Origin of the sequence: Bacteroides intestinalis DSM 17393, from assembly GCF_000172175.1 — a bacterium.
GTDB classification, from domain to species: domain Bacteria; phylum Bacteroidota; class Bacteroidia; order Bacteroidales; family Bacteroidaceae; genus Bacteroides; species Bacteroides intestinalis.
Genome location: NZ_ABJL02000008.1, coordinates 1,527,112 through 1,550,172 on the forward strand (window position 1 = coordinate 1,527,112; position 23,061 = coordinate 1,550,172).

Genomic DNA, 23,061 nt, shown 5'->3' on the forward strand with positions numbered 1-23,061 from the left:
AAGGTTGTTCCGTGCCTTTCGGATTGAGCAAGGTCAAGCCCTGTGGGTGTCGTGGAAAAATCATCCTCGCCCCACGGGGCTTGCGGTATTTTTCCCGCCAACCTTGCACAATCCTGCACGGAACAGTCAAGGCGGTAAAGAAATAGAATACAGTGCTTCGCCTGTAATGTATAACTTAAATGATAATAGGTATGGCTGAAACGAAGAGCAAATTGAAAGTATGGGATAATATCCCGTCATGGGCTATCTATGCTCTTGAATATGGCATAGAGGAAGACCCTATATTGGAAGCAGATGAAGAGGAGATGATTATAAAGTTCCTTGAAGAGAATTTTCCAAGTGGCTGCATTATGACCGTAGATTGGGAGTCTCGAAGAGAGTTCAATCCATTTCCGGCATTTGGGAAGCCTTGTGCAACTTATAAAGTAACCTTTAATACATTATAGATATGATTAGAATGACATTGTCAGAGTATCTCCGCAAACCAAAGGATTATCGCGGAGAATGGACTACCGAAAGATGGGATATTCCCAACTGGGAAGAAGAACGAGAGAAGTATATGGGAAAGCGTACACTAATGACAAACATTGATGGTGCTACCTGCTTGGTTATCGAAGGCATGAGCCTTGAGATTATTGATGACTCCGATTGGAAGAAACCCGATGCTGTCAAGAAGGAAATCAGCCGTCAATGCTTGAAGTTCTTTACAGAGCGAGGCATCGAGCCTCATTATGCCGATTGTCTTATCCGCTATAAGGACAACTACGATACAGTTGAAGTGCGTATCGCCATCGGAATGGATTCCGATACCGAAAAGGATGATGACATTTTCTTCTATTGCGATACGCTGGAAGATATGAAGTCACTTGCAGAAATCGGCAGTGAGGACTTTTACATTGCCGACTGCTACAGCTTCGGAGTATATGAAGATTTATTATAAACCTTAAAAAATATCGAGTATGAAGATTTTATGTCAAGAGCGTTATGAAAAGGCTGTTGCCTACGCAAAGGAAATCAAGAATGAAACATTGCAGAAATGTATTGACCGTTTGAAACAATGGGAAGAAAATCCAAACTGCCCGTGTGAGATTGAACTCTACTATGACTCTGCGCCTCACTCATTCGGATTCCGACAGGTATATCCCGATGGCAGAACGGGTATTGTCGGAGGATTGCTCTATCACGGACAGCCCGACCAATCGTTTGCTGTATTGCTGAATCCTATTCACGGGTGGACTATACACACATAGGCTAATAGAAAAGTCTTTTTATAAAAAGGTTTTTCTATTAGCACCATTTTACTCAATAGTAGAGCCAACTTACACTTCAAAAAAATGGAGTTTAAGTTGGCTTTTCTGATGTAGATAAATATTTGCTTAATTCTTTATTTGTAGATTTAATGTGTAAATTTTGCGATAAATTCGCAGAAATAAAGAATTAAATCTCTAAAATTCAAATTTAGGTAGTAGCAATATCTCTTTGTTTGGGACTGCTCCTATCACTACAACTTCATTTGGCATAAGTTCACACGGTATTACTTCTGTACAGTTATTGTCTAACAACAATGGCTTTTCAATCAAATCTTTTTTTGTATTATTCTCCCAATCATATATTGAAAACATTCCTTTTCTAAATAATTCCCGTCCTTCCTTATGATTCGTTATACGCAAGCCATCATTACTTAATTGTACAGACCAATTGCTACCATGTTCATTATAATTATATGGAGTGTCATAGCAAATGGTCATTTTTCCAATTAATCTACCAACAAGAACATCTACATTTGTATATGGATTTCTACAATACATTGGTTCTTCAGTATTGGCATCGCTTTCTGCTCTTAATCTACACGCATTGATTATTCCTTTAATCAACTTATCCTTAACTATAGGGAAAGTAGAATCCGATGATTTTGTTTGCAGCCAATAACCTTTAGATCTTGCGTATCCATTAATACATATTCTTCCACCACAATCTTTATCTGGATTTTTACCTGTACCACATTCAAAAATGTGTTTATTCCCTGGAAAATCCAGTGTAAGCTGCCCCCTAAAACCAAGCGATTCTACCCCCTTAAAACATTCAACAATGCCCCCTTAAAAAGTCTTGACCGATGGGGTTATTATTATTTTAGTTTATTTCCCTCTGTATGCAGCCATTTTACGGACACTTTCTCCTGTCAGCTCAATCCGGTGCGCCGTATGTATAATACGATCCATAATGGCATCTGCTACTGTAGGGTCTCCGATTGCATCATACCAATTGTCCGTTGGCAGTTGCGAGGTGATGATGATGGACTTGCGCCCATGTCGGTCCTCTATTATATCGAGCAGGATGGGGCGTTCCTTGGCATCAAGGTTCACAAGGAAGAGGTCATCCAATATGAGCAGCGTGCTCCGTTCGATTCTCTTGAGTTCCGATTCCAGTGTGCCTTTTACTTTTGCCACCTTAAGCGTACCCATAAGTTTCGGAGCATTCGCATAATATGTCCGTATGCCCTTCTTGCAGGCTTCATACCCCATTGCTGTGGCAAGGAAGCTCTTCCCGGTACCGGATGACCCTGTGATGAAGAGGTTCTGTCCCTTGCGGATGAACTCCAGCGATGCAAGCCGCTCCATCTGATTGCGGTCAAGGCCACGCGGGATTGCATAGTCTATCTGCTCGAGGCAGGCCTTGTAGCGGAACGCCGCCCCGCGTATAAGGCGTTGGATGGCTGCATTGGCACGGTAGTCCCATTCCCTGGCAAGTAACATGTGCAGGAAAGAGTCGATTGTCATTGTTTCTGCCATAGTGGAGGTCAGGCTTTCAGTGAAGGCGGCGGCCATGCCGTGCAGCTTCATACGGTTCATCAGTTCGATTGTCAACGTGTTGCGGTCTTTTTCGACAGCTATCGGTGCGGTAAGATTATTTGTTTCCATTGTTGTCTCTATTTAAATGTTTTAATTGTGCGAAGTAGGCTGCTCCGCGGATGTTTTTGTGGATAGATGTTACGGGGACCTCATCGTCGATGTCGTCTTTTGACAGGAAGTCTGCATCATCCCCGCGTTCAAGGATCCGCCTTATCTCCTGATATCCGTATAGGCGCAGTTGCGTGGCGCATGCGCTTGCCGCCACCAACCGTTCCAGCCCGAAGGTCTTCTCCAACGCCATGATGCCTCTGCATGAACGGAACGCCGCGGGAGGATACTTCTTGAGTTCCGCCACCTTGCGCAGATACAGCCGCAGGACGTTATCTGTCTGGCCGGCCCGTTCGTAAATCTGTTCCAGATCCTTTTCATAACTTCCATGACGTCCGGGCAGTCCGTGGGCATCCTTGGTCGTATAGGAGTATGGCGTGTCATCGCGCTGGTGTGTGGTCACCAGACGCAGGCCATGATATATTTCCAGCGTGTCCGCATCATAGACAATCTCGACACGTTTGCCTATATACTCTTTCGGTACGCTGTAATGGTGAAGCCTGAAGGTGACATAGCCGTTACGCATTACTGTTGCGGAGCGTCGCTCTTTCATCTGATGGCGTATGGCGGGAAGCGGGCGGAGGCAGTCGGACTCAATCTGCTCGAACTGTTCCCGTCTGGACTGGGGACGCCCGCTCATCCTGCGTCCGTTGAAGGCCGAGAGCGATTCGGATATGGCCGCATTCAGAGACTCCAGCGAGTGGAATACAAGACCCTCGATGTCAGCGTAGACGGATCGGTAAAGCAGCTTCACGGCATTCTCCACCAAGGCCTTGTCCTTTGGATGACGTACCCGTGTGGGGTATACGGTACATCCGTAGTGTTCGGCAAATGCCGCAAACTCCTCGTTGATTACCGGCTCGTTACGGTCGCTGCGGGTTACCGCCGATTTGAGGTTGTCTGGTACGATCGCCATCGGAACCCCGCCGTAAAAATGAAGCGCGTTCTCACACGCCTTAATCAAGTCCTGCCTTGACTGGGACCAGACCGCCTCACAATAGGTATAGTGGCTGCACGGAAGTATGGCCACGAACACTTCAACGCTGCGACATTCACCGCTTTCACTGTCAACGACTTCCAGTTTGTCACCGGCGAAGTCGATATACATCTGGTCTCCGGCATAATGCTCGACATGGCCTACGACATGTGTCACCATACGGTAACGCATGAGATAGTTGCCGAAACTGGCATGTCTGTATCCGTCAGGATGGGTCTCGCGGTACTCTTCGTACAGGGTTTTCACTGTTACGCCTCGGCGGCTAAGCCGGGCAGCATACTCAGGAAGGAGTGCCTCAAGCTCAAGCTGGCGTTGTGACGGTTCCCTGTTACGGCCAACACCTTCAGAGAACATTTCCTGGATGCGAGCGGAAGGCATGGCGGCCAACTCCTTTATCGGTATACCACACTCTTGAAACAGGCGCACATATCTGCGCACCGTGTTGCGGGAAAGCTCAAAGCTCCTGCTTATCTGCTTTATCCCCATCCCCAATGCGTAACATTGGAGGATGTTTGCTATCTTTGTTGTCATAGTAGAAATGATTTTATCCCACCGGTCAAGACGGGAATCAAATCTACGAAAAATCCCCTGCCGGGCATTGCTAAGCAGGGGTATTTTTATATTGGAATCAAGGGGGTAGGATTATTTTAGCACAAGGGGGCAGAATCGCTTGGTTTTAGGGGGCAGCTTACACTGGATTTTCCACCGCGTATTACCAAATTAGTGAAAAAAGAGTCGCATAGAGAAAAAAAACATTTAAATATAAAAAAAGGAGATGTGCCTTAGTTTTGACACATCTCCTCTTTTTTTATAGTTTATAGTCCTGTTATCTTTTCTTTTGCCTATGCGACTTTTTTCTCATTGATTTGGTAACAAGTTGTTATTTTCCAATTGTACCGGGGTATAAATAGTCCAATACACATAGATTTAGCAACAGTAATGCCCTCTTTTCTTGCTTTTAGCATTTTTGCACACATCTTTTTGATATTAAAAGTATTCAATCGCTTCTCCAAGTTTGACACTTTTATGCCCGGCAATAGACTGGGATTGTATCTCTGCCGGCTCATCACAAAACGGCTTGCTGGAGAGATAAAAATATATCCTGCATATAAGGAAGGTACACGAATGATTGTTACTCTACCCATCAAATAGAGATATTGATCTTTATCGATGCTGCTTCATTTTCAGGTATATGTAAGATTGTACACCCAAGAGAATCACAAACAGATACTCAGCCATCAGATATACCGGAAGGGTAGCAATGAAACTATAACTCAACAGATATAGGTAAACCAGATAGAAAGCTATAGTGGATATCTGAAAAATAAATGCAATCCGGGTATTGCCTGTACCTGTTACTGCATGCATAAAAACATAACCGGGCAGAGCAAATGTATAATTCAGTAACATTACAATAAACGGATAATAAGCAAACTCTATCAATGCAGGATTATCTGTATAAAATCCGACAACTTGCTTATTTAATAACAGAGCAATAATTATTAGGGGAAAGCCAACTACATATCCTAATCTGAGGATTTTACCACAAAGCCGGAACATGCTTTTCCCCTCTCCCGCACCAATCAGGTTACTGACCAGCGAACCGGTAGTGGCTGCAAAAGAATTGACTATCACAAAGAAAACAGTAGAAATACTTCTGATTATATTGGATACAGCCAATTGTACTTCCCCCAACCGTGCAATAGCCACAAAAAAGAGAAACCACGGAATAACACTAATGAAAGCATGCATCATGCTCCATACAGATAAATGAAAAAGTGACTTTAATAGTTTCCCATCGTAAACAAGTCTTAACCCCCAATTCTCTTTGTTCATTTGCAAGAAGACGTAGATAACCAATATCAATAAAGAACTGGCTTCAGCCAGTAAAGAAGCTATTGCCGCCCCTGAAATCCCCCAATTAAAACTGAAAATAAACAAGTAATCACATGGGATGTTGATAAGAACTGCGAGAGTAGCTGCCCACGACAATACTCTCGTTTTCGTAATCCCAACAAAGAAAGCGCGAAATGCAAGAAACGGAAAAGAGAATAACAGGCCGAAACATCTCCACTCCAGATAGTCGACCACAGTTTTATAAATCTCTGGAGAATGAATAAAAAACTTCAAGATAACAGGTGACAACACATAGGAAGTAAAACTTAAGAATACGGCCAACCCGCTCAAAAAGAATAGACCTTGGAAAAAGTTTTTTTCCGTTTCTTTGTATCTTTGCTCCCCGTTCCTGCGGGCAATCATGACCTGTAAACCGAGACTGAAACCAAATCCCAGCATATAAATGGCCAGATAATAAACACTTGCAAGTGCAGAAGCTCCTAACTCCACTTCGCCCACATGTCCCAGAAAAATAGCATCAGTAATATTGATTAATTGCTCCATCAGCATGCTCATCATTACAGGAAAATTGATGAGCCATATTTGTTTATAGGTATAATTCATTATTCCACTAGAATAAGCGCATGCCACACAACTATATACATAGCCGCATGCCACTCGATATAAATAAATCAGGTATGAAAACTCTGTGACGAACTACAGAAATCCGTCAAATAGCAGAATAGCTTTTATTGGAAGGTGCTATTCGTGGAGCGTAGCTATATACAGAGTTGGTGCTTCATAAGTTGAACAATCGTTTTATTTGAATTTCACACGCCAAATATAGCAAAAATAATCAAATAGAGCTATTTTTAGACAAATGACTACTATTCCATTTCCCAAATTTCCCCTTACATTTGCTTTCAGATTAAATAATACATAATGACAATATAAAAAAATCTTTCTCTTCTTATTTTTATCGGATCACTTACCGGATGGCCAATATCGATGAAAGGACAGAATCATGAAACAGCCACTTTTAAGAATCCTATCGTCTCCGGACTTCATCCCGATCCCAGTATCTGCCGGGTAGGAAACGACTATTACTTGGTAGCTTCCAGCTTCGAATGGTTCCCCGGAATTCCTGTCTTTCACAGTAAAGACCTGATGTATTGGCAGCAAATAGGATATGTATTAAATCGTCCTTCCCAACTACAAATGAAAGACAGATTGAAGCATTCAAACAGTAGGACGTGTACTTGCTACTGAAAAAGCTACCGGATTAACCCCTGTAGTATTTAAGAAAGAACCAGTAAGAGACGAATTTGATGAGGATTCATTGCGTTTCTGTTGGAACTTTCTACGAACACCTTTTGAAAAATGGTATCAACTAGAAAATGGCAAGCTGATTATTAATGTACGTCCTAATTCCGTCAGTGAAGACTGACTTCTTTGAATATCAAAGTAATGAATAATTACATATAACCTTTAAATATAGGGAAAATAACAAAAAAACAGGATAGACATGCAAGGATAAACAGTTACTTGTTATACTTTTGCAATCAAAGAACTATCCTGTATGAAACCAACCGACATTACAAGAGAGGAAATGTGGGCCAGACAGAATTTATCTGCTGCCGATATTGACTATAGCATCTGGGAGCGTGATAAATTAATGCTCCACCAGATGTCTTGCCTTAACCAGAGCTGTACCTTTGTGGTGGATGTATATAAGTTCAGATATGCCTTTGCCTCCTCTAACTTTGTGGACTTACTGGGGTATGACAGCCATAAGATAGCTACATTGGAGAGGCAGGGAGATTATCTGGAGTCTCGCATCCACCCCGATGACCAACAACAATTACAAACCTTGCAGATTCGGTTAAGTCAATTCATTTATAGTCTGCCTCCGGAGCAGAGGAATGATTATTCCAATATCTACAGTTACCGGGTACGAAATACCAGGCAGCAGTATGTACGGGTTATCAGCAGGCTACAAGTTTTAGAAAAAGACAGTACCGGGAAAGCATGGCTCATACTCGGGAGCATGGATATCGCACCGAATCAAAAAGATTCGGATCAGGTAGATTGTACTGTATTAAATCTAAAGAATGGACAGACTTTCTCCCCTACCTTACTTACGAATCCACGAATCCATTTGACACAGCGTGAACTGGAGATTTTACAGCTTATCCAAAAAGGGCTGTTGAGTAAAGAAATAGCTTATAATCTCCGCATAAGTATTCATACGGTTCATATTCACCGACAAAACCTTCTGCATAAATTAGGAGTACAAAATTCGATAGAGGCTATCAATGCAGGATTGGAATTGGGGGTACTAAGCTAACCCGGAAGAAATACCTTATTTACGGCATCCAGGTCATAACGCCTGTAACCGGATGTTGGATTCTCCATTCCATGAATTCCTCATAACTGCGTATGCCATCCCGAATAACAGCTACGTAGTATTCCACTCCCATAATCTTTTCCGACTCAGGAGTCTCATATTTCAGTTTTAAAATAGCATACTTTGTTTCCTCAGTCAGAACAGCAGAAAGCCGTTCAGCAAACTTTTCAAAATAGCCATCATACCGGGAACCTTCCAGAATATGGATCATATCAATCTGCCAAAGCTCATTATCCGCATCCCGATACCAGGCATGCCACTCCACACATTCCGCCTCAGTATCCAACAGATTCTTATGTTTCATCTTCATAAAAGATTTATTCTCTGTCAATTTTACCATTGCCTGAAAACTGTCAGACAAACTAAACTGTGGGGTATAAATATGAAAATCAATATCCAAGTGTTTCATCAATAACCCCGTATTCAAAGAACCTACGAGATTCACTCTGGCACCCACACTTTCCCAAGCCGGGATGATTTTTGTGTCTTCTATTATTTTCCAAGCTTTCTGCTGATTTCGCCTGGCAAGATCAAGGATATCCATATTTTTTCTTTTGAAATGACTTGCAAATGTAGAAAAAAGGATGGATATATAGCTATAAATAGCTATTTAATAATCTGACAATTTGGACTAACTTTGCCACCCTTTCTAAACTTTTCAGCTAAAAAATTAAAAGAACTATGACATTTTATCAAACAGAGCAACAAGAAAAAGTACACTTGCAACAACTCATCAGTATCATAAATGATACGATTCATAACACTGATACTTCGGTCAAAGAACATGTAGAAACCTTACAGGAATATAAAGATTATATCTGGTCGAACAAAGATATCGATCCTCATGAAATCCGTTCTATGCGCGAGAGTATCCTCAATCATTTTGCACTGGGTGAAAGTGTGATTGATAAACGCAGGCGGCTGGGCAGGATACTGGACATTCCTTATTTCGGAAGGATAGATTTTAAAGAAAAGAAAAACGGTGCCAACATTCTACCTATTTATATAGGTATACACACATTTTACGATTCTCAAAACAAGATGAATCTGATATACGACTGGCGTGCTCCCATCTCCAGTATGTTCTACGATTATGAACTGGGAGAAGCAACTTACACCTCTCCCGCCGGTGAAATCAGTGGAGATGTTTCGCTCAAACGTCAGTATCGCATCCGCAAAGGAAAAATGGAGTACATGATAGAAAGTTCGTTGACGGTTCATGATGAAATTCTCCAAAAAGAACTCAGTAGTAATGCAAACGATAAAATGAGGAATATTGTTACCACCATCCAGCGGGAGCAGAACCGGATTATTCGCAATGAGGAAGCCCATATATTGATTATCCAAGGAGTTGCCGGATCGGGCAAAACGTCTATTGCTTTACATCGCATCGCTTACCTGCTCTATACACTGAAAGGGAATATATCTTCAAAAGACATACTGATAATCTCGCCTAATAAGGTTTTTGGCGATTACATCTCGAATGTCCTTCCCGAGTTAGGAGAAGAAAGTGTGCCTGAAACCAGTATGGAACAGATTCTTTCGGGAGTTCTTGAAAACAAATACAAATACCAGAGCTTCTTTGAACAGGTAACGGAATTACTAGGGAAAACAACTCAGAGTTTTATAGAACGGATAAAATATAAATCCTCTTTCGAGTTCATTTCACAGCTTGACAAGTTTATTCTCTATATGGAAAATAACTGTTTCAAAGCTACAGATGTAAAACTCACCAAGCACATCACTATTCCGGCTGAATATATTGAAGAGCAATTCAGACGCTTCAACCGTTATCCCATGCGTCAACGATTCGAGGCAATGACGGATTATATCCTGGAAATGATGAAAGTACAATACTACTTTACGGTTACCACCGCCGACAGGAATCTGTTGAAGAAAGAAATAAAGAAAATGTTTGCAGGTAACAATGATCTTCAGGTTTATAAAGAGTTCTTTGAATGGATTGGGAAACCCGAATTATTCAAATTACGGAAAAACAGAATACTGGAATATACTGACCTGGCCCCTTTAACCTATTTACATCTGGCTTTAGATGGGAATATTACCCAATGCCGTGTCAAGCATCTTTTGATAGACGAGATGCAGGATTACTCTCCGATTCAGTACAAAGTTATCCAGAAACTTTATCCCTGCCGGAAAACAATTCTTGGAGATGCCTTCCAGTCTGTCAATCCTTATAGTTCGTCAACTGCCGGAATGATCAGAAAAGCATTCATTATGGGCGAAGTAATGAAGCTCTGCAAAAGTTACCGTTCTACATTTGAGATTACGGATTTTGCACAAAAAATTCAAACGAATAATGAGTTAGAACCCGTCATGCGACATGGTGAATTCCCTTCAGTCCTACAATTTGAGAATACAGAAAAAGAAAACTCCGGTATTATCGACCTGATTTCATCCTTCAAGAAATCCGGTTATAAGTCACTCGGAATAGTATGTAAAACTGAAGCACAAGCGAAAGAACTGGCAGAAAGTCTACAGACATATACTGCTGAAGTTTATTTTCTATCCAATCAAAGCTCCGCTTTTGTGAAGGGTATCATCGTTACCTCATCTCACATGGCAAAAGGATTGGAATTTGATGAAGTTATCATTCCTTATGTCAATGACAAAAACTATAACTCAGCTATTGATAAAAGTATGCTCTATGTAGCCGTAACAAGGGCAATGCATAAATTGACACTGACTTACAATGGGAAACTAAGTGAATTCGTTCCTGCTTTTAAACTTTAAAAAAAGAAATTTATTCCAGTTTCTGTCCAGATTCTCCTTCTATATTTGCAATATCATAATAAACCAAAGTATTAATTATTAAAAATAGAAGAATATGAAAAAGTTAGTCTTGTTATTAGTATGTATGTTCACAATGCACACAATGGTTATGGCAGATAATGATAAACCCATCCAGGTCAATCAACTTCCAGCAAAGGCTCAGACCTTCCTCAACACTTATTTTAAAGATCACAAAGTAGCATTGGCGAAACAGGAAACGGAATTGTTCTATAAGAGTTACGATGTAGTCTTCACTAATGGAGAAAAAGTTGAATTCGATAAGGCGGGAGAATGGACAGAAGTTAAATGCCAGCAGAGTGAAGTTCCTGCACAAATCATCCCGGAAGCTATCCGCACTTATGTAAAGACTAACTATCCGGATACTAAGATCGTACAGATAGAGAAAGATAAAAAAGAATATGAAGTGAAGCTGTCTAACCGTTGGGAAATCAAGTTCGATTCGAAGATGCGGGTAATTGATATCGATGACTAAATAAAACAGAGTAATCTGCGAGAAGTCGCACAAACGAAAATATTTTTGTTACATTTGCAGCCGATTAACAAAAATAATACCGGCTATCGGTTCAATACCGATAGCCCAATATCATGAGGAAAAGACAACTTTATAGAATGACTATACGCTTCCGGAAATGGAGTCGGAAAGCCTATGCTGCATTTGCCAGTCTGGGGCGTTGTGTCACTATTGGTTGTCTGCCAAAAAATGTGGCAGATTGTTCTCTTTCCAAACAAAATTCCGGGACATCGGCCGGCTGCAAAAGCGGCGGACAAAACCTGGAAGATACAGATAACGGTAAAGGACAGGAAACAGATATAGGCATACCATTGGGATGTGAAAACGGATTGGGAACAATGCTTGAAATCTTCGGTTTCAAAAGATTGCTGCCTATATTGTGTCCGACTACCATCAGTCCTGACGGGAAGAAAGATATAAACACTATTATAAATAAGAGTGGAATACAAATGACGCGGATCATGCAAATGCTGTTTTCAGATTTGCACGCCCCGCGTCATTTGTGTTTTGTATTCTCCTAAAACCAACGTAAGAATATGACAGTAGAAGAATTGAAAAACAAAGTACTGCAAGATGTACCCATCACACAGGCAGAAGCAGAATGGTTGGCTACACAGCCGGATAAGGAAAGCCTTTATGAAGCGGCACACGAGATTACGACCGCACGGGCATCACAGGAATTTGATATGTGTTCTATCATCAATGCAAAATCCGGCCGCTGCCCAGAGAATTGCAAATGGTGCGCCCAATCATCACACTATAAGACGAAAGCGGATGTTTACGATCTGGTGGATAAGGAGGAATGCCTGCGTCATGCACTACACAACGAATCACAAGGCGTGGCACGCTTCTCATTGGTAACCAGTGGACGGAAACCTTCAGGAAAGAATATGGAGAAACTATGTGAAGCAGCACGCTATATGAGGCAAAAAAGCTCCATTCAACTCTGTGCTTCACTGGGATTACTGAACGAAGACGAACTACGTGCTTTGTATACAGCAGGCGTGACGCGCTACCATTGTAATTTGGAAACTGCCCCAAGCCACTTCTCTACCCTGTGCAGCACACATACGCAGGAAGAAAAACTACAGACATTGACAGCCGCCCGCCGCGTAGGAATGGATATCTGTTGCGGTGGTATCATCGGTATGGGAGAGACAGCTGAACAACGAATTGAATTTGCCTTTACATTGAGAGATTTGGAAGTACCTTCCATTCCCCTGAATCTGTTGCAACCCATCCCGGGAACACCGCTGGAAAACCAAACTCAACTGACAGAAGAAGAAGTGCTGACCACCATTGCTTTGTTCCGTTTCATCAATCCGACAGCTTATCTGCGATTTGCCGGCGGACGTTCTCAGTTAACAAAAGAAGCTGTGAAAAAATCCTTGTACATAGGTGTAAACTCCGCCATCGTGGGAGATTTGCTAACTACTCTCGGATCTAAAGTTTCGGAAGACAAAGCGCTGATAGAAGATGCGGGATATCGTTTCAGCGACTCACAATTCGACAAGGAGCATTTATGGCATCCTTATACATCGACCACCAACCCACTTCCTGTATATAAAGTGAGACGTGGAGACGGGGCAACCATTACACTGGAAAACGGACAGGTGCTCATAGAAGGCATGTCTTCCTGGTGGTGCATGGTACACGGATACAATAACCCAGTACTGAATCAGGCTCTCCGGGAGCAAACGGAAAAAATGTCGCACGTCATGTTCGGTGGACTGACACATGACCCGGCCATAGAACTGGGTAAGTTACTGTTACCACTTGTACCGCCATCCATGCAAAAGATATTTTATGCAGACTCTGGTTCGGTAGCTGTAGAGGTAGCTATGAAGATGGCTGTACAGTATTGGTATGCCATGAGTCAGTCGGCACCGGATTGGGCACATCTGGCTAAAAAAAGTAATTTTGTAACCATTCGACGCGGTTATCACGGAGATACCTGGAATGCAATGTCCGTATGCGATCCCATAACTGGAATGCATTCCCTATTCGGTTCGGCATTGCCGGTACGGTACTTTTCATCCCGTCCGCAATCACGGTTCGATGGCGACTGGGATGCGGATGATGCACTGGAACTGCTGGATATTATAGAAAAACATCATGAGGAACTGGCAGCACTGATCCTGGAACCCATCGTTCAGGGTGCAGGCGGCATGTGGTTCTATCATCCGCAATTCTTGCGGGAAGCTGCCAGAATATGCAAGGAATATAATATATTACTGATCTTTGATGAAATAGCCACTGGATTCGGGCGTACGGGCAAGATGTTTGCTTGGGAATATGCAGGCGTGGAACCAGACATTATGTGCATAGGCAAGGCATTGACAGGAGGATACATGACCCTGTCTGCAGTACTGACCACAAATAAAGTAGCGGATGCGATTTCCAATCACGCACCGGGTGCTTTCATGCATGGCCCCACATTTATGGGAAACCCACTGGCATGTGCAGTGGCATGCGCCTCCATACGCTTGCTGACTTCCCCCGAATATGACTGGCAAGGAAAAGTGAGCCGCATTGAAGAACAGTTGTGGCGTGAACTGGAACCAGCACTACTACTTCCGCAGGTAGCAGATGTCCGTGTATTGGGTGCCATCGGAGTAATTGAAGTACAAGATCCGGTAGACATGGCCTGGATGCAGAAACGATTTGTGGAAGAAGGCATTTGGGTACGCCCCTTTGGAAAACTGGTATACATCATGCCACCGTTTATCATAGAACCGGAGCAATTGACGAAGCTGACAAGCGGATTGTTGAAGATTATAGGAGAAATGGAATGAGTATAATAGAGCAAATGCAGCAGGAGCTGCAAGAACTGAAAGAGAGCAGTAATCTGCGGACATTACCCGACCTGATCCATGAAGGACGGGATGTCATCGCAAACGGACAGCGAATGCTAAATCTTTCCTCTAATGATTATCTGGGACTGGCTACAGACCGGACCTTGCGGGAGGAGTTTCTGAAAGAACTGACAGCCGACAGTTTTTTGCCAACATCTTCCTCATCACGTCTATTAACAGGTAACTTCACCATCTATGAGGAACTGGAACAGACGCTCGCAGAACTCTTTGGAACTGAAGCAGCACTGGTATTCAACAGTGGTTATCACGCTAATACAGGTATTCTACCTGCCGTGAGCGACGCACAGACCCTGATACTGGCAGATAAACTGGTACACGCAAGCCTGATTGACGGCATTCGACTTTCGACAGCAAAATGTATCCGTTACCGGCACAATGATCTGAAACAACTGAAACGATTATTAGCTGAAAATCATGCGTTATACAGACAGGTGATTATTGTCACCGAAAGCATTTTCAGTATGGACGGAGATATAGCCGATCTGAAAGAACTGGTACGACTGAAACGTATGTATGAGAATGTGTTACTCTACGTGGATGAAGCACACGCTTTCGGAGCGCGGGGTGAACAAGGACTGGGGTGTGCAGAAGAAGCCGGATGTATTCGGGAGATTGATTTTCTGGTAGGGACTTTTGGCAAAGCAGCCGCATCAGACGGAGCATATATCGTTTGCCGGCGCACCATCCGGGAGTATCTGGTGAATAGGATGCGGACACTTATTTTTACAACAGCTCTTCCTCCGGTAAATATCGCATGGACTTTGTTTATTGTGCGGCGATTGGCTGAATTCAGAGAGCGAAGAATACATTTAAAAAATATCAGCAATATTCTTCGCGAAGCTTTAAAAGAAAAAGGATATACTTGTCCGAGTAACAGTTATATAGTACCGATGATTGTAGGGAAAAGCTCAGACACGATTCTAAAGGCGGAAGAGTTACAACGGCATGGGTTTTATGCCTTGCCGGTACGGCCTCCTACGGTTCCGGAAGGAACATCACGCATTCGTTTTTCATTGACAGCGGAGATAAGGGAAGAAGAAATCAGGAAACTGATTAAGATAATTATATAGATACGCGAATGAAGCGGACGAACACAGGTTTTGATTTTTCATCCGCATCGTCCGCATACCTTAAAAAGCATACAGGATTATGAAACAAGTTTATATAATAAAAGACAGGCATCCCCGGCTATTGCTATTTTTTGCCGGTTGGGGAGCCGATGAAACGCCATTCAAAGATTATCAACCTGCGGACAGTGATTATATGCTCTGTTACGATTACCGGACACTGGATTTTGATGCTTCATTGCTGAAAGGATATAAGAAGATTAATGTCATCGGTTGGTCAATGGGTGTATGGGCTGCATCTCGGGTAATGGATAAATTACAGGAAACAGATACATCTCTCATAATCAAAAATAGTATAGCCATTAACGGCACTCCCTATCCTATTGATGATACGTGTGGCATTCCATCCGTTATTTATCACGGAACCCTGGAAGGGTTGACAGGTCCTTCCCTGAATAAGTTTCTAAGAAGGATGTGCTTCAACGGAGAGGCATTCAAAGAGTTTCTGAATATTACTCCCAGACGACCATTGGAAGAATTGAAAGAAGAACTGGCTGAAATAGAACGCATGTATCTCGCACAACCTACCACTTCATTCCATTGGCAACAAGTAGTAGTGGGAAGTAACGACCGTATCATTCCACCCGATAATCAACTGAATGCCTGGCGTAAAGAAGAAGAGAATAACCGGAAAAAGATACGGGTACATTATACGGAAGATGCTCATTATCAAGTTGAACTGTTCCGATACTATTTGCAGGATATATGGACAAAAGATTGATTGCAGAACGATTTGCCCGTGCACGGGATACCTACTCACGCGAAGCACGGGTACAGCAACAAGTAGCCGAAAAAATGTTACGGTTACTGACAGAGCATACTTCCCTCTTTCATCGTATCGTAGAATTTGGATGTGGTACAGGCAGTTATTCCAGGTTATTGTTGGACAAGCTACAACCGGAAAGTTTGCTGCTGAATGATTTATGTCCGGAAATGAGAGAATGTCTTACTGATTTGCTTCCACAAAATATGGTGCAATTCATTCCCGGGGATGCCGAAGCCTTGGACTTTCCCGAAGGAACGGATTTAATCACTTCCTGTTCTACCTTGCAATGGTTCAATGATCCAGAGGCGTTCTTCGCCCGTTGTCATCGTTTCCTGTCGGAAGAGGGTTATCTGGCTTTTAGTACCTTTGGCGCTGAAAATATGCGCGAAATCCACACACTCACAGGCCATGGACTTGAGTATCTGTCGATAGAAACCTTAAAAGAACTGCTTGCTCCTCATTTTGAGACTGTATACGCAGAAGAGGAAATAGTTTCTCTCCCCTTTAATACTCCACTTCAGGTATTGCAACATCTGAAAGAAACCGGAGTAACAGGAACGGAAAAGAAAGTATGGACACGAGGACGGTTACAGACCTTCTGCAACGGATATACCGAGCAGTTCAGCCGAGAAGATGGCAACGTCACTCTGACGTACCATCCTATTTATATTGTCACACGAAAGAAAAACAAATAAAGCAATGGAAAACAATGTCTATTTTATCAGTGGTATTGACACGGATGCCGGAAAATCTTATTGTACAGCTTATTATGCCTGCCAACTGATTGGCAGCGGTAAACGTGTTATCACGCAAAAATTCATCCAGACAGGTAACGTCGGGCATTCCGAGGATATAGACCTGCACCGCCGCCTCATGGGTATTGGTATAACAGAGGAGGATCGTGAGGGATTGACCATGCCTGAGATATTCTCTTATCCCTGCTCCCCTCATTTGGCTGCACGCATCGACAACCGCCCGATTGACTTCGGAAAGATAGAACGTGCCACGCAAGAACTTGCCCGACGCTACGATGTAGTGCTTGTGGAAGGTGCAGGCGGACTAATGGTTCCGCTTACCGAAGATTACCTGACGATTGATTACATTGCAGAAAAACAATATCCACTGATATTCGTGACTTCCGGCAAGCTGGGAAGTATCAACCATACATTGCTCAGTTTCGAGGCAATCCGAAGCAGAGGAATACAGCTGGATACGGTGCTGTATAATCTCTATCCTACCGTAGAAGATACTACAATACAAGAAGATACGATGCTGTATATCCGCCGGTATCTGAATAAGTATTTCCCGGAAAGCAAGTTTGTGGTGGTACCTGTCGTATAATCATATTTTTTGTGTACATTTGCAACACAAAAAACGTCATACGACCACATGGAAACATTAACATTCAATACTACAGAACAAGCATTACTTGCCGCTGTCGGTATCCTTTTCCTGATCCAACTCCTTTATTACTTTTGTCTTTATAATCGTATACATACCCGTAGCCGTGCCGTAAAGCGAAGTGACATACATTTTTCACAGGAGTTGCCACCTTTATCGGTCATCATCTATGCCCGTGAGGAAGTGGAAAACCTGCGCCGCAATCTGCCTGCTGTGCTGGAGCAAGATTACCCGCAATTCGAAGTGATCGTCATCAACGATGGCAACACGGACGAAAGCGAAGACTACCTGACCCTGCAAGGGGAAAAGTACCCGAACCTGTATCATAGCTTCGTTCCAAGTTCTTCACGCTACATCAGCCGTAAGAAGCTGGCCATCACTCTCGGAATAAAGGCAAGTAAATATGACTGGCTTGTGTTTACCGACGCAAACTGTCTGCCCGAAAGCAACCAATGGCTGCGCACCATGGCACGTAACTTTACCTCCCGTGCACAAATCGTACTAGGATACAGCGGATACGAACGTGGAAAAGGCTGGCTGCACAAACGGGTGTCTTTTGATAATCTGTTCACTTCCATGCGCTATCTGGGCTATGCACTGGCAGGAAAGCCTTATATGGGTATCGGACGCAACATGGCATACCGGAAAGAGTTATTCTATGCCCAAAAAGGGTTCTCAGCACACTTGAACCTGCAACGCGGAGATGACGATTTATTCATCAACAGGACAGCTACAGCCGAAAATACGAGGATAGAGACCGATGCCAACGCAGTGGTACGCGTACAACCCGTTTACCGCGCCAAAGACTGGCGGGAAGAGAAAATCAGCTATATGGGTACAGCACACTTCTACCAGGGTATCCAACGCTATTTATCGGGCTTTGAAACTACAACACGGTTATTATTCCATGCAGCATGGATAGCAGCCCTGGTGATTGGAATACTGAATTTTCACTGGCTGACAGCCGGCATTGCATTTCTGATGTTCGCCCTGCGATACACTATGCAAGCTTTGATTATCAATAAGACGGCAAAGGACCTCGGAGAAGAACGGCGTTACTTCTTTACCCTTCCGGTATTCGATATTTTACAGCCGATGCAATCACTCCGCTGGAAGCTATATTGCCAGTTCAGAAAAAGAAGTGATTTCCTAAGAAGATGACTATTTTCCAATGCCACAAGGTTAGCATTTCAAATGCCACACCTCATCGTCCTAAATGCCACAACTCAATAGAACAAATGCCACACTTTATCACCCACGAAGTGTGGCATTTCACTTGTTGAGGTGTGGCATTTAGGACGATGAAATGCGGCATTTCTATTCGTATCTCATAGAATTGGCAGGATGGATACGTGTAATCAGGAAAGAAGGTCCTAAAAGCATCAGAACGGATGCCAGTAAAGTGCCAATATTCAGTAATAAGAACAACAGGATACTGAAAGATACAGGAACAGTATCCATATAATACGTTTCAGGATCAAGCTTGAAGATTCCAAACCACTTTTGCAGGAAATAAAATGCCAATCCGATAGCATTGCCCCATAGCATACCTTTTCCGATAAGAAAAACTGAAAACCAAAGGAATACTTTGCGTATGGTGGTATTGTTAGCGCCAAGAGACTTCAGCACACCAATCATGGAAGTACGCTCAATGATGATAATCAATAAACCGGATACCATGGTAAAACCTGCTACGCCAGCCATCAATATCAATATTACCCAAATATTCACATCCAAAATACTGAGCCAAGAAAATATCTGGGGATTCAGTTCCTCCACATTGCGCACACAATAGTCTTCTCCGTACTTATCCTCTATTCCGTTCAGGTCGGCAGCAATCTGATAGGTAGTTTCCTCAAGACGATCATAATCGCGTACCTGTAGTTCTGCACCGCTCACCTGCCCCGGCTCCCAGTTATTAAGACGATTTACAAGATATAAATCTGTAAGAAGAAAGAGGTTGTCGTATTCCGAAAAATTAGTCTGATAGATTCCCACAACCTGCAACCGGCGGGCACGGATATCATCCTGTATATAATAGGTATCTATCTTATCTCCGAGTTTCAATCTTAACTTTGTGGCAAGTGCCTTAGAAATGACGACCCGATTGGAAGAAACTGTATCACTGAACTGTGGTAACTCTCCTTCCACCAGATGTTCACGGAAAAAGGCAGGATCAAACTCTGGTCCTACCCCTTTCAGAACCATACCCTGAAAATCGTCGGCAGTCTTCACCATGCCCGGTTTAGTGGAATAACGTTGTACATGCTTTACCTCAGGATATTCGGAAAGAATGGAGATAACGCTATCATTCACCACCACAGGACGCGTTTCATAGGAACGTGCAGCATCCGAATTCGTAATCTGAATGTCCGAACCGAAACCTATGACTTTACCACGCACTTCGCTCTTGAACCCCACAATCACCGACACCGTAATAATCATCACCGCCAGACCGATAGCAACACCTATCAGGGCAATGAGCACGGCAGGACGTGAAACTTGCTTTCCAGCATCTCTGTCGCGGTAAATACGTCGGGCCAAAAACAACGGCAGGCTCATAGGGTTAATTAATTAAATAATAAAGCGATAGAGTAATAAGGGTGGTAGAGCGATAGAGTGATAAGATGGTAAAGTGATATAACTTTATTACTTTACCACCCTATCACCTTATCACTTTATTCCGTTCTTCCCGGATATGCCTCCAATGCCTTTGAAAGCACAAAGAGCGCACGGGTCAGGTCTTCCTTCTTCAGTACATAAGCTATACGCACTTCATTCCGACCAGAACCGAGAGTAGTATAGAAGCCGGAAGCGGGTGCCATGAATACGGTCTGCCCTTCATACTCAAAGTCGGAAAGACACCAGGCACAGAACTTATCGGAATCATCTACCGGAAGTTTGGCTACTGTATAGAATGCCCCCATAGGAATAGGCGAATACACACCGGGAATGCGATTTAGTCCGTCTATCAGGCATTTACGGCGCTCTACATATTCATCATACGTATCACGCAAGTAATCTTCATCAGCATCCAAAGAAGCTTCAGCAGCAATCTGGCCAATCAACGGAGGACTGAGACGTGCCTGACAGAACTTCATTACAGCACTACGAATTTCCGCATTCTTCGTAATCAAAGCTCCGATACGGATACCACACTCCGAGTAACGTTTGGATACGGAGTCTATTAATACTACGTTATCTTCGATACCTTCCAGATGGCAGGCAGAAATATAAGGAGAACCTGTATAAATGAATTCACGATACACCTCATCGGAGAAGAGGAACAAATCATACTTCTTCACAAGGTCACGTATCTGATTCATTTCGCGACGGGTATACAGGTAACCAGTCGGATTATTAGGATTACAGATCAGGATAGCTCTGGTGCGCTCATTAATCAGTTCTTCAAACTTTTCTACTTTAGGAAGTGAGAAACCTTCTTCTATCGTAGTGGCAATGGTGCGTATCTTAGCACCGGCAGAAATGGCAAACGCCATATAGTTAGCGTAAGCCGGTTCGGGAACAATAATCTCGTCACCCGGATTGAGGCACGCCAGAAAGGAGAACAATACCGCCTCCGAACCACCGGACGTAATGATGATATCATCTGCCGTCAGTTTGATGTTGAACTTATCATAATAGCCCACCAGTTTTTCACGGTAACTACGATATCCGGCACTGGGGCTATATTCCAGAACTTTCCGGTCGATATTGCGTATAGCATCAATCGCGACTTGCGGTGTGGGCAGGTCGGGTTGTCCGATGTTCAGATGGAATACGTGCACTCCCCTTTGCTTGGCTGCATCAGCCAGAGGAGCCAGTTTTCTGATAGGAGACGCGGGCATCTCCGTTCCGCGAATAGATATTGCTGGCATGTCTAAGTATTTACAATTTGACAAATAAATGTTAACGATTGGCGATACACTTTCATATATATGCAATCAAAGGTGCAAAAGTAACACTTTATTTGAAATGACAGGAAAGCATTGGCAAAAAAGTTTAAAAACACTAGCTATGACTTAAAAGATAGTGATTGTATCAAAAGAAATTGTACCTTTGATTATTCTCAAATCGTAAATCGTATACAATGCCATGGTATTAAACCTGATAACATTTGCATCTTTGCTTCATAAGCAAGCATCCATTCTCGGCTCCCACGAACTTATCTTAAACGAACTGGAGAAATATTTCACTGTAAATATTGTAGAATATCAAAACATCAACAAACTCACAAAAGACGATTTCAGCCTGCTTTTCATTGCTACCGGCGGTGTAGAACGGTTGGTTATCCAACACTTCGAGTCTCTACCCCGCCCTGTTATCTTACTGGCGGATGGTATGCAAAACTCGCTTGCCGCTGCCCTCGAAATTTCGTCCTGGTTACGTGGCCGGGGTATGAAAAGCGAAATTCTGCACGGAGAGCTACCCGAAATCATCAAGCGTATCTTTGTACTATACAGCAACTTCAAAGCTCAACGAGCACTCTCAGGATCGCGTATCGGCGTAATAGGTGCTCCTTCTTCCTGGCTCGTTTCCAGCAATGTAGATTACCTCCTCTCCAAACGACGTTGGGGAATTGAATACACTGACATATCACTGGATCGTGTTTATAAGTACTACAATCAAATAACGGATGATGAAGTAGGCGAAGCCTGTGCAACCTTTGCAGGTAAAGCACTTGCCTGCCGAGAAGCAAGTCCGGAAGATCTGATAAAGGCAATGCGTCTGTATCGTGCCATAAAGCGGATTGTGGAAGAAGAAAAACTGAGCGCACTCACTCTGAGCTGCTTCAAGCTGATAGAACAAACCGGAACCACCGGATGCCTCGCTCTCTCCCTATTGAACGATGATGGTATCATTGCCGGCTGCGAAGGTGACCTGCAATCTGTCTTTACCCAGCTTGCCGTAAAAGTGCTGACTGGCAAAGCTTCTTTCATGGCAAACCCTTCGATGATCAATGCACGCACCAACGAAATCGTACTTGCACACTGCACCGTGGGTATTGCACAAACCGAACAATACATTATCCGCAACCACTTTGAAACAGAGACGGGTATCGGTATTCAGGGAATCCTGCCTACAGGACACGTAACTTTGGTAAAATGTGGCGGAGAATGTCTGGACGAGTATTACCTGAGTACAGGTACACTAACCGAAAACACTAACTACATCAACATGTGCCGCACACAAGTACGCATAAAAATGGATACACCTGCAGAGTACTTTCTCAAAAATCCATTGGGAAACCACCACATCTTAATACAGGGGAATTACGAAATACTGCTGGATGAATTCCTGCAAGCTAACGGATGCAAAAGAGTTGAATAATACTATTCATGCGAATCAGTTTCAACTACTGATTCGCA

The 23,061-nt window shown here is 43.2% G+C and carries 23 protein-coding genes and 1 pseudogene; 17 read left to right on the forward strand and 7 right to left on the reverse strand.

The window, feature by feature from the left end; genetic code table 11:
• Nucleotides 1-191 precede the first annotated feature (191 nt).
• The 3 genes from BACINT_RS15500 to BACINT_RS15510 are packed head-to-tail and all read left to right on the forward strand — an operon-like array spanning nt 192 to nt 1,250.
• Nucleotides 192-446: a DUF6926 domain-containing protein gene (locus tag BACINT_RS15500; RefSeq protein WP_044155308.1), complete on the forward strand. Its 255-nt coding sequence runs from the start codon at nt 192-194 to the stop codon at nt 444-446.
• Nucleotides 447-448: 2 nt separating this feature from the next.
• Complete coding sequence (locus tag BACINT_RS15505; RefSeq protein ID WP_007664670.1) at nt 449-940, forward strand: hypothetical protein; 492 nt, start codon at nt 449-451, stop codon at nt 938-940.
• 19 nt (nt 941-959) lie between these two features.
• Nucleotides 960-1,250 (forward strand): DUF4120 family protein, encoded by a 291-nt coding sequence (locus BACINT_RS15510; protein WP_007664672.1) that lies wholly within the window; start codon nt 960-962, stop codon nt 1,248-1,250.
• A gap of 195 nt (nt 1,251-1,445) precedes the next feature.
• Here the strand turns inward: BACINT_RS15510 and BACINT_RS23375 are convergent, their stop codons facing one another.
• From BACINT_RS23375 to istA, 3 genes are all read right to left on the reverse strand, one after another.
• Entirely contained in the window at nt 1,446-1,874 is a 429-nt protein-coding gene (locus BACINT_RS23375; RefSeq protein ID WP_007664674.1) for a hypothetical protein, read from the reverse strand.
• A 261-nt stretch (nt 1,875-2,135) separates the two neighbouring features.
• Nucleotides 2,136-2,918 carry an IS21-like element helper ATPase IstB gene (istB, locus tag BACINT_RS15520; protein WP_005824105.1) on the reverse strand — a complete coding sequence of 261 codons (783 nt, stop codon included), beginning with the start codon at nt 2,916-2,918 and terminating at the stop codon, nt 2,136-2,138.
• Entirely contained in the window at nt 2,905-4,485 is a 1,581-nt protein-coding gene (istA, locus tag BACINT_RS15525; protein WP_007663077.1) for an IS21 family transposase, read from the reverse strand. Before istA ends, istB begins: the two co-directional genes overlap by 14 nt.
• Nucleotides 4,486-4,980: 495 nt before the next feature.
• Here istA and BACINT_RS24835 point away from each other — a divergent pair, with 495 nt between their 5' ends.
• A complete protein-coding gene (locus BACINT_RS24835) occupies nt 4,981-5,106 on the forward strand; it encodes an ATP-binding protein (RefSeq protein ID WP_333491877.1) in 126 nt (41 codons plus the stop codon).
• 12 nt (nt 5,107-5,118) lie between these two features.
• Here BACINT_RS24835 and BACINT_RS15535 read toward each other — a convergent pair whose 3' ends face one another.
• On the reverse strand, nt 5,119-6,414 hold the full coding sequence (locus tag BACINT_RS15535) for an MATE family efflux transporter (RefSeq protein ID WP_007664680.1): 1,296 nt from the start codon (nt 6,412-6,414) through the stop codon (nt 5,119-5,121).
• A 384-nt stretch (nt 6,415-6,798) separates the two neighbouring features.
• On the opposite strand from BACINT_RS15535, the pseudogene BACINT_RS15540 reads away from it, so the two are divergent.
• The 3 genes and pseudogenes from BACINT_RS15540 to BACINT_RS15545 form a co-directional block, all read left to right on the forward strand.
• Nucleotides 6,799-7,014: pseudogene (locus BACINT_RS15540) on the forward strand (family 43 glycosylhydrolase); the annotation flags it as partial.
• A 13-nt stretch (nt 7,015-7,027) separates the two neighbouring features.
• A complete protein-coding gene (locus BACINT_RS24885; protein WP_197080046.1) occupies nt 7,028-7,237 on the forward strand; it encodes a beta-xylosidase family glycoside hydrolase in 210 nt (69 codons plus the stop codon).
• A gap of 132 nt (nt 7,238-7,369) precedes the next feature.
• On the forward strand, nt 7,370-8,137 hold the full coding sequence (locus BACINT_RS15545) for a response regulator transcription factor (RefSeq protein WP_007664684.1): 768 nt from the start codon (nt 7,370-7,372) through the stop codon (nt 8,135-8,137).
• Nucleotides 8,138-8,156: 19 nt separating this feature from the next.
• On the opposite strand, the gene BACINT_RS15550 is transcribed toward BACINT_RS15545, so the two are convergent.
• Entirely contained in the window at nt 8,157-8,741 is a 585-nt protein-coding gene (locus BACINT_RS15550; protein WP_007664686.1) for a nucleotidyltransferase domain-containing protein, read from the reverse strand.
• A gap of 137 nt (nt 8,742-8,878) precedes the next feature.
• On the opposite strand from BACINT_RS15550, the gene BACINT_RS15555 reads away from it, so the two are divergent.
• From BACINT_RS15555 to BACINT_RS15595, 9 genes are all read left to right on the forward strand, one after another.
• Nucleotides 8,879-10,951: a HelD family protein gene (locus BACINT_RS15555; RefSeq protein WP_007664695.1), complete on the forward strand. Its 2,073-nt coding sequence runs from the start codon at nt 8,879-8,881 to the stop codon at nt 10,949-10,951.
• A gap of 94 nt (nt 10,952-11,045) precedes the next feature.
• The gene (locus BACINT_RS15560) at nt 11,046-11,483 is read left to right on the forward strand and encodes a PepSY-like domain-containing protein (protein ID WP_007664701.1); all 438 of its coding nucleotides are present in this window, start codon (nt 11,046-11,048) and stop codon (nt 11,481-11,483) included.
• A 137-nt stretch (nt 11,484-11,620) separates the two neighbouring features.
• Nucleotides 11,621-12,043: a hypothetical protein gene (locus tag BACINT_RS15565; protein ID WP_021967598.1), complete on the forward strand. Its 423-nt coding sequence runs from the start codon at nt 11,621-11,623 to the stop codon at nt 12,041-12,043.
• Nucleotides 12,044-12,058: 15 nt separating this feature from the next.
• Entirely contained in the window at nt 12,059-14,317 is a 2,259-nt protein-coding gene (gene bioA / locus BACINT_RS15570) for an adenosylmethionine--8-amino-7-oxononanoate transaminase (protein ID WP_007664703.1), read from the forward strand.
• Complete coding sequence (locus tag BACINT_RS15575; protein ID WP_007664704.1) at nt 14,314-15,468, forward strand: 8-amino-7-oxononanoate synthase; 1,155 nt, start codon at nt 14,314-14,316, stop codon at nt 15,466-15,468. The genes bioA and BACINT_RS15575 overlap by 4 nt, the downstream gene beginning before the upstream one ends.
• A 79-nt stretch (nt 15,469-15,547) precedes the next feature.
• Nucleotides 15,548-16,246 carry a pimeloyl-ACP methyl esterase BioG family protein gene (locus tag BACINT_RS15580; RefSeq protein WP_007664705.1) on the forward strand — a complete coding sequence of 233 codons (699 nt, stop codon included), beginning with the start codon at nt 15,548-15,550 and terminating at the stop codon, nt 16,244-16,246.
• The gene (gene bioC, locus BACINT_RS15585; RefSeq protein ID WP_007664706.1) at nt 16,231-16,986 is read left to right on the forward strand and encodes a malonyl-ACP O-methyltransferase BioC; all 756 of its coding nucleotides are present in this window, start codon (nt 16,231-16,233) and stop codon (nt 16,984-16,986) included. Before BACINT_RS15580 ends, bioC begins: the two co-directional genes overlap by 16 nt.
• Before the next feature lie 4 nt (nt 16,987-16,990).
• Nucleotides 16,991-17,632 carry a dethiobiotin synthase gene (bioD, locus tag BACINT_RS15590; protein ID WP_007664707.1) on the forward strand — a complete coding sequence of 214 codons (642 nt, stop codon included), beginning with the start codon at nt 16,991-16,993 and terminating at the stop codon, nt 17,630-17,632.
• A 48-nt stretch (nt 17,633-17,680) separates the two neighbouring features.
• Nucleotides 17,681-18,853 (forward strand): glycosyltransferase, encoded by a 1,173-nt coding sequence (locus BACINT_RS15595; protein WP_007664708.1) that lies wholly within the window; start codon nt 17,681-17,683, stop codon nt 18,851-18,853.
• Nucleotides 18,854-19,009: 156 nt separating this feature from the next.
• On the opposite strand, the gene BACINT_RS15600 is transcribed toward BACINT_RS15595, so the two are convergent.
• Nucleotides 19,010-20,254, reverse strand: a complete 1,245-nt coding sequence (locus BACINT_RS15600) for an ABC transporter permease (RefSeq protein WP_007664709.1) — start codon at nt 20,252-20,254, stop codon at nt 19,010-19,012.
• Nucleotides 20,255-20,370: 116 nt separating this feature from the next.
• Nucleotides 20,371-21,570, reverse strand: coding sequence for a pyridoxal phosphate-dependent aminotransferase (locus BACINT_RS15605; protein WP_007664710.1), 1,200 nt, complete (start codon nt 21,568-21,570; stop codon nt 20,371-20,373).
• A 217-nt stretch (nt 21,571-21,787) separates the two neighbouring features.
• Here BACINT_RS15605 and BACINT_RS15610 point away from each other — a divergent pair, with 217 nt between their 5' ends.
• The gene (locus BACINT_RS15610) at nt 21,788-23,023 is read left to right on the forward strand and encodes a hypothetical protein (RefSeq protein ID WP_007664712.1); all 1,236 of its coding nucleotides are present in this window, start codon (nt 21,788-21,790) and stop codon (nt 23,021-23,023) included.
• Nucleotides 23,024-23,061 lie beyond the last annotated feature (38 nt).

Coding starts and splice junctions, on each gene's coding strand:
- BACINT_RS15500 (WP_044155308.1), top strand. CDS start 192: ATGGCTGAAACGAAGAGCAAATTGAAAGTATGGGATAATATCCCGTCA.
- BACINT_RS15505 (WP_007664670.1), top strand. CDS start 449: ATGATTAGAATGACATTGTCAGAGTATCTCCGCAAACCAAAGGATTAT.
- BACINT_RS15510 (WP_007664672.1), top strand. CDS start 960: ATGAAGATTTTATGTCAAGAGCGTTATGAAAAGGCTGTTGCCTACGCA.
- istB (WP_005824105.1), bottom strand. CDS start 2,918: ATGGAAACAAATAATCTTACCGCACCGATAGCTGTCGAAAAAGACCGC.
- istA (WP_007663077.1), bottom strand. CDS start 4,485: ATGACAACAAAGATAGCAAACATCCTCCAATGTTACGCATTGGGGATG.
- BACINT_RS24835 (WP_333491877.1), top strand. CDS start 4,981: ATGCCCGGCAATAGACTGGGATTGTATCTCTGCCGGCTCATCACAAAA.
- BACINT_RS15535 (WP_007664680.1), bottom strand. CDS start 6,414: ATGAATTATACCTATAAACAAATATGGCTCATCAATTTTCCTGTAATG.
- BACINT_RS15545 (WP_007664684.1), top strand. CDS start 7,370: ATGAAACCAACCGACATTACAAGAGAGGAAATGTGGGCCAGACAGAAT.
- BACINT_RS15550 (WP_007664686.1), bottom strand. CDS start 8,741: ATGGATATCCTTGATCTTGCCAGGCGAAATCAGCAGAAAGCTTGGAAA.
- BACINT_RS15555 (WP_007664695.1), top strand. CDS start 8,879: ATGACATTTTATCAAACAGAGCAACAAGAAAAAGTACACTTGCAACAA.
- BACINT_RS15560 (WP_007664701.1), top strand. CDS start 11,046: ATGAAAAAGTTAGTCTTGTTATTAGTATGTATGTTCACAATGCACACA.
- BACINT_RS15565 (WP_021967598.1), top strand. CDS start 11,621: ATGACTATACGCTTCCGGAAATGGAGTCGGAAAGCCTATGCTGCATTT.
- bioA (WP_007664703.1), top strand. CDS start 12,059: ATGACAGTAGAAGAATTGAAAAACAAAGTACTGCAAGATGTACCCATC.
- BACINT_RS15575 (WP_007664704.1), top strand. CDS start 14,314: ATGAGTATAATAGAGCAAATGCAGCAGGAGCTGCAAGAACTGAAAGAG.
- BACINT_RS15580 (WP_007664705.1), top strand. CDS start 15,548: ATGAAACAAGTTTATATAATAAAAGACAGGCATCCCCGGCTATTGCTA.
- bioC (WP_007664706.1), top strand. CDS start 16,231: ATGGACAAAAGATTGATTGCAGAACGATTTGCCCGTGCACGGGATACC.
- bioD (WP_007664707.1), top strand. CDS start 16,991: ATGGAAAACAATGTCTATTTTATCAGTGGTATTGACACGGATGCCGGA.
- BACINT_RS15595 (WP_007664708.1), top strand. CDS start 17,681: ATGGAAACATTAACATTCAATACTACAGAACAAGCATTACTTGCCGCT.
- BACINT_RS15600 (WP_007664709.1), bottom strand. CDS start 20,254: ATGAGCCTGCCGTTGTTTTTGGCCCGACGTATTTACCGCGACAGAGAT.
- BACINT_RS15605 (WP_007664710.1), bottom strand. CDS start 21,570: ATGCCAGCAATATCTATTCGCGGAACGGAGATGCCCGCGTCTCCTATC.
- BACINT_RS15610 (WP_007664712.1), top strand. CDS start 21,788: ATGGTATTAAACCTGATAACATTTGCATCTTTGCTTCATAAGCAAGCA.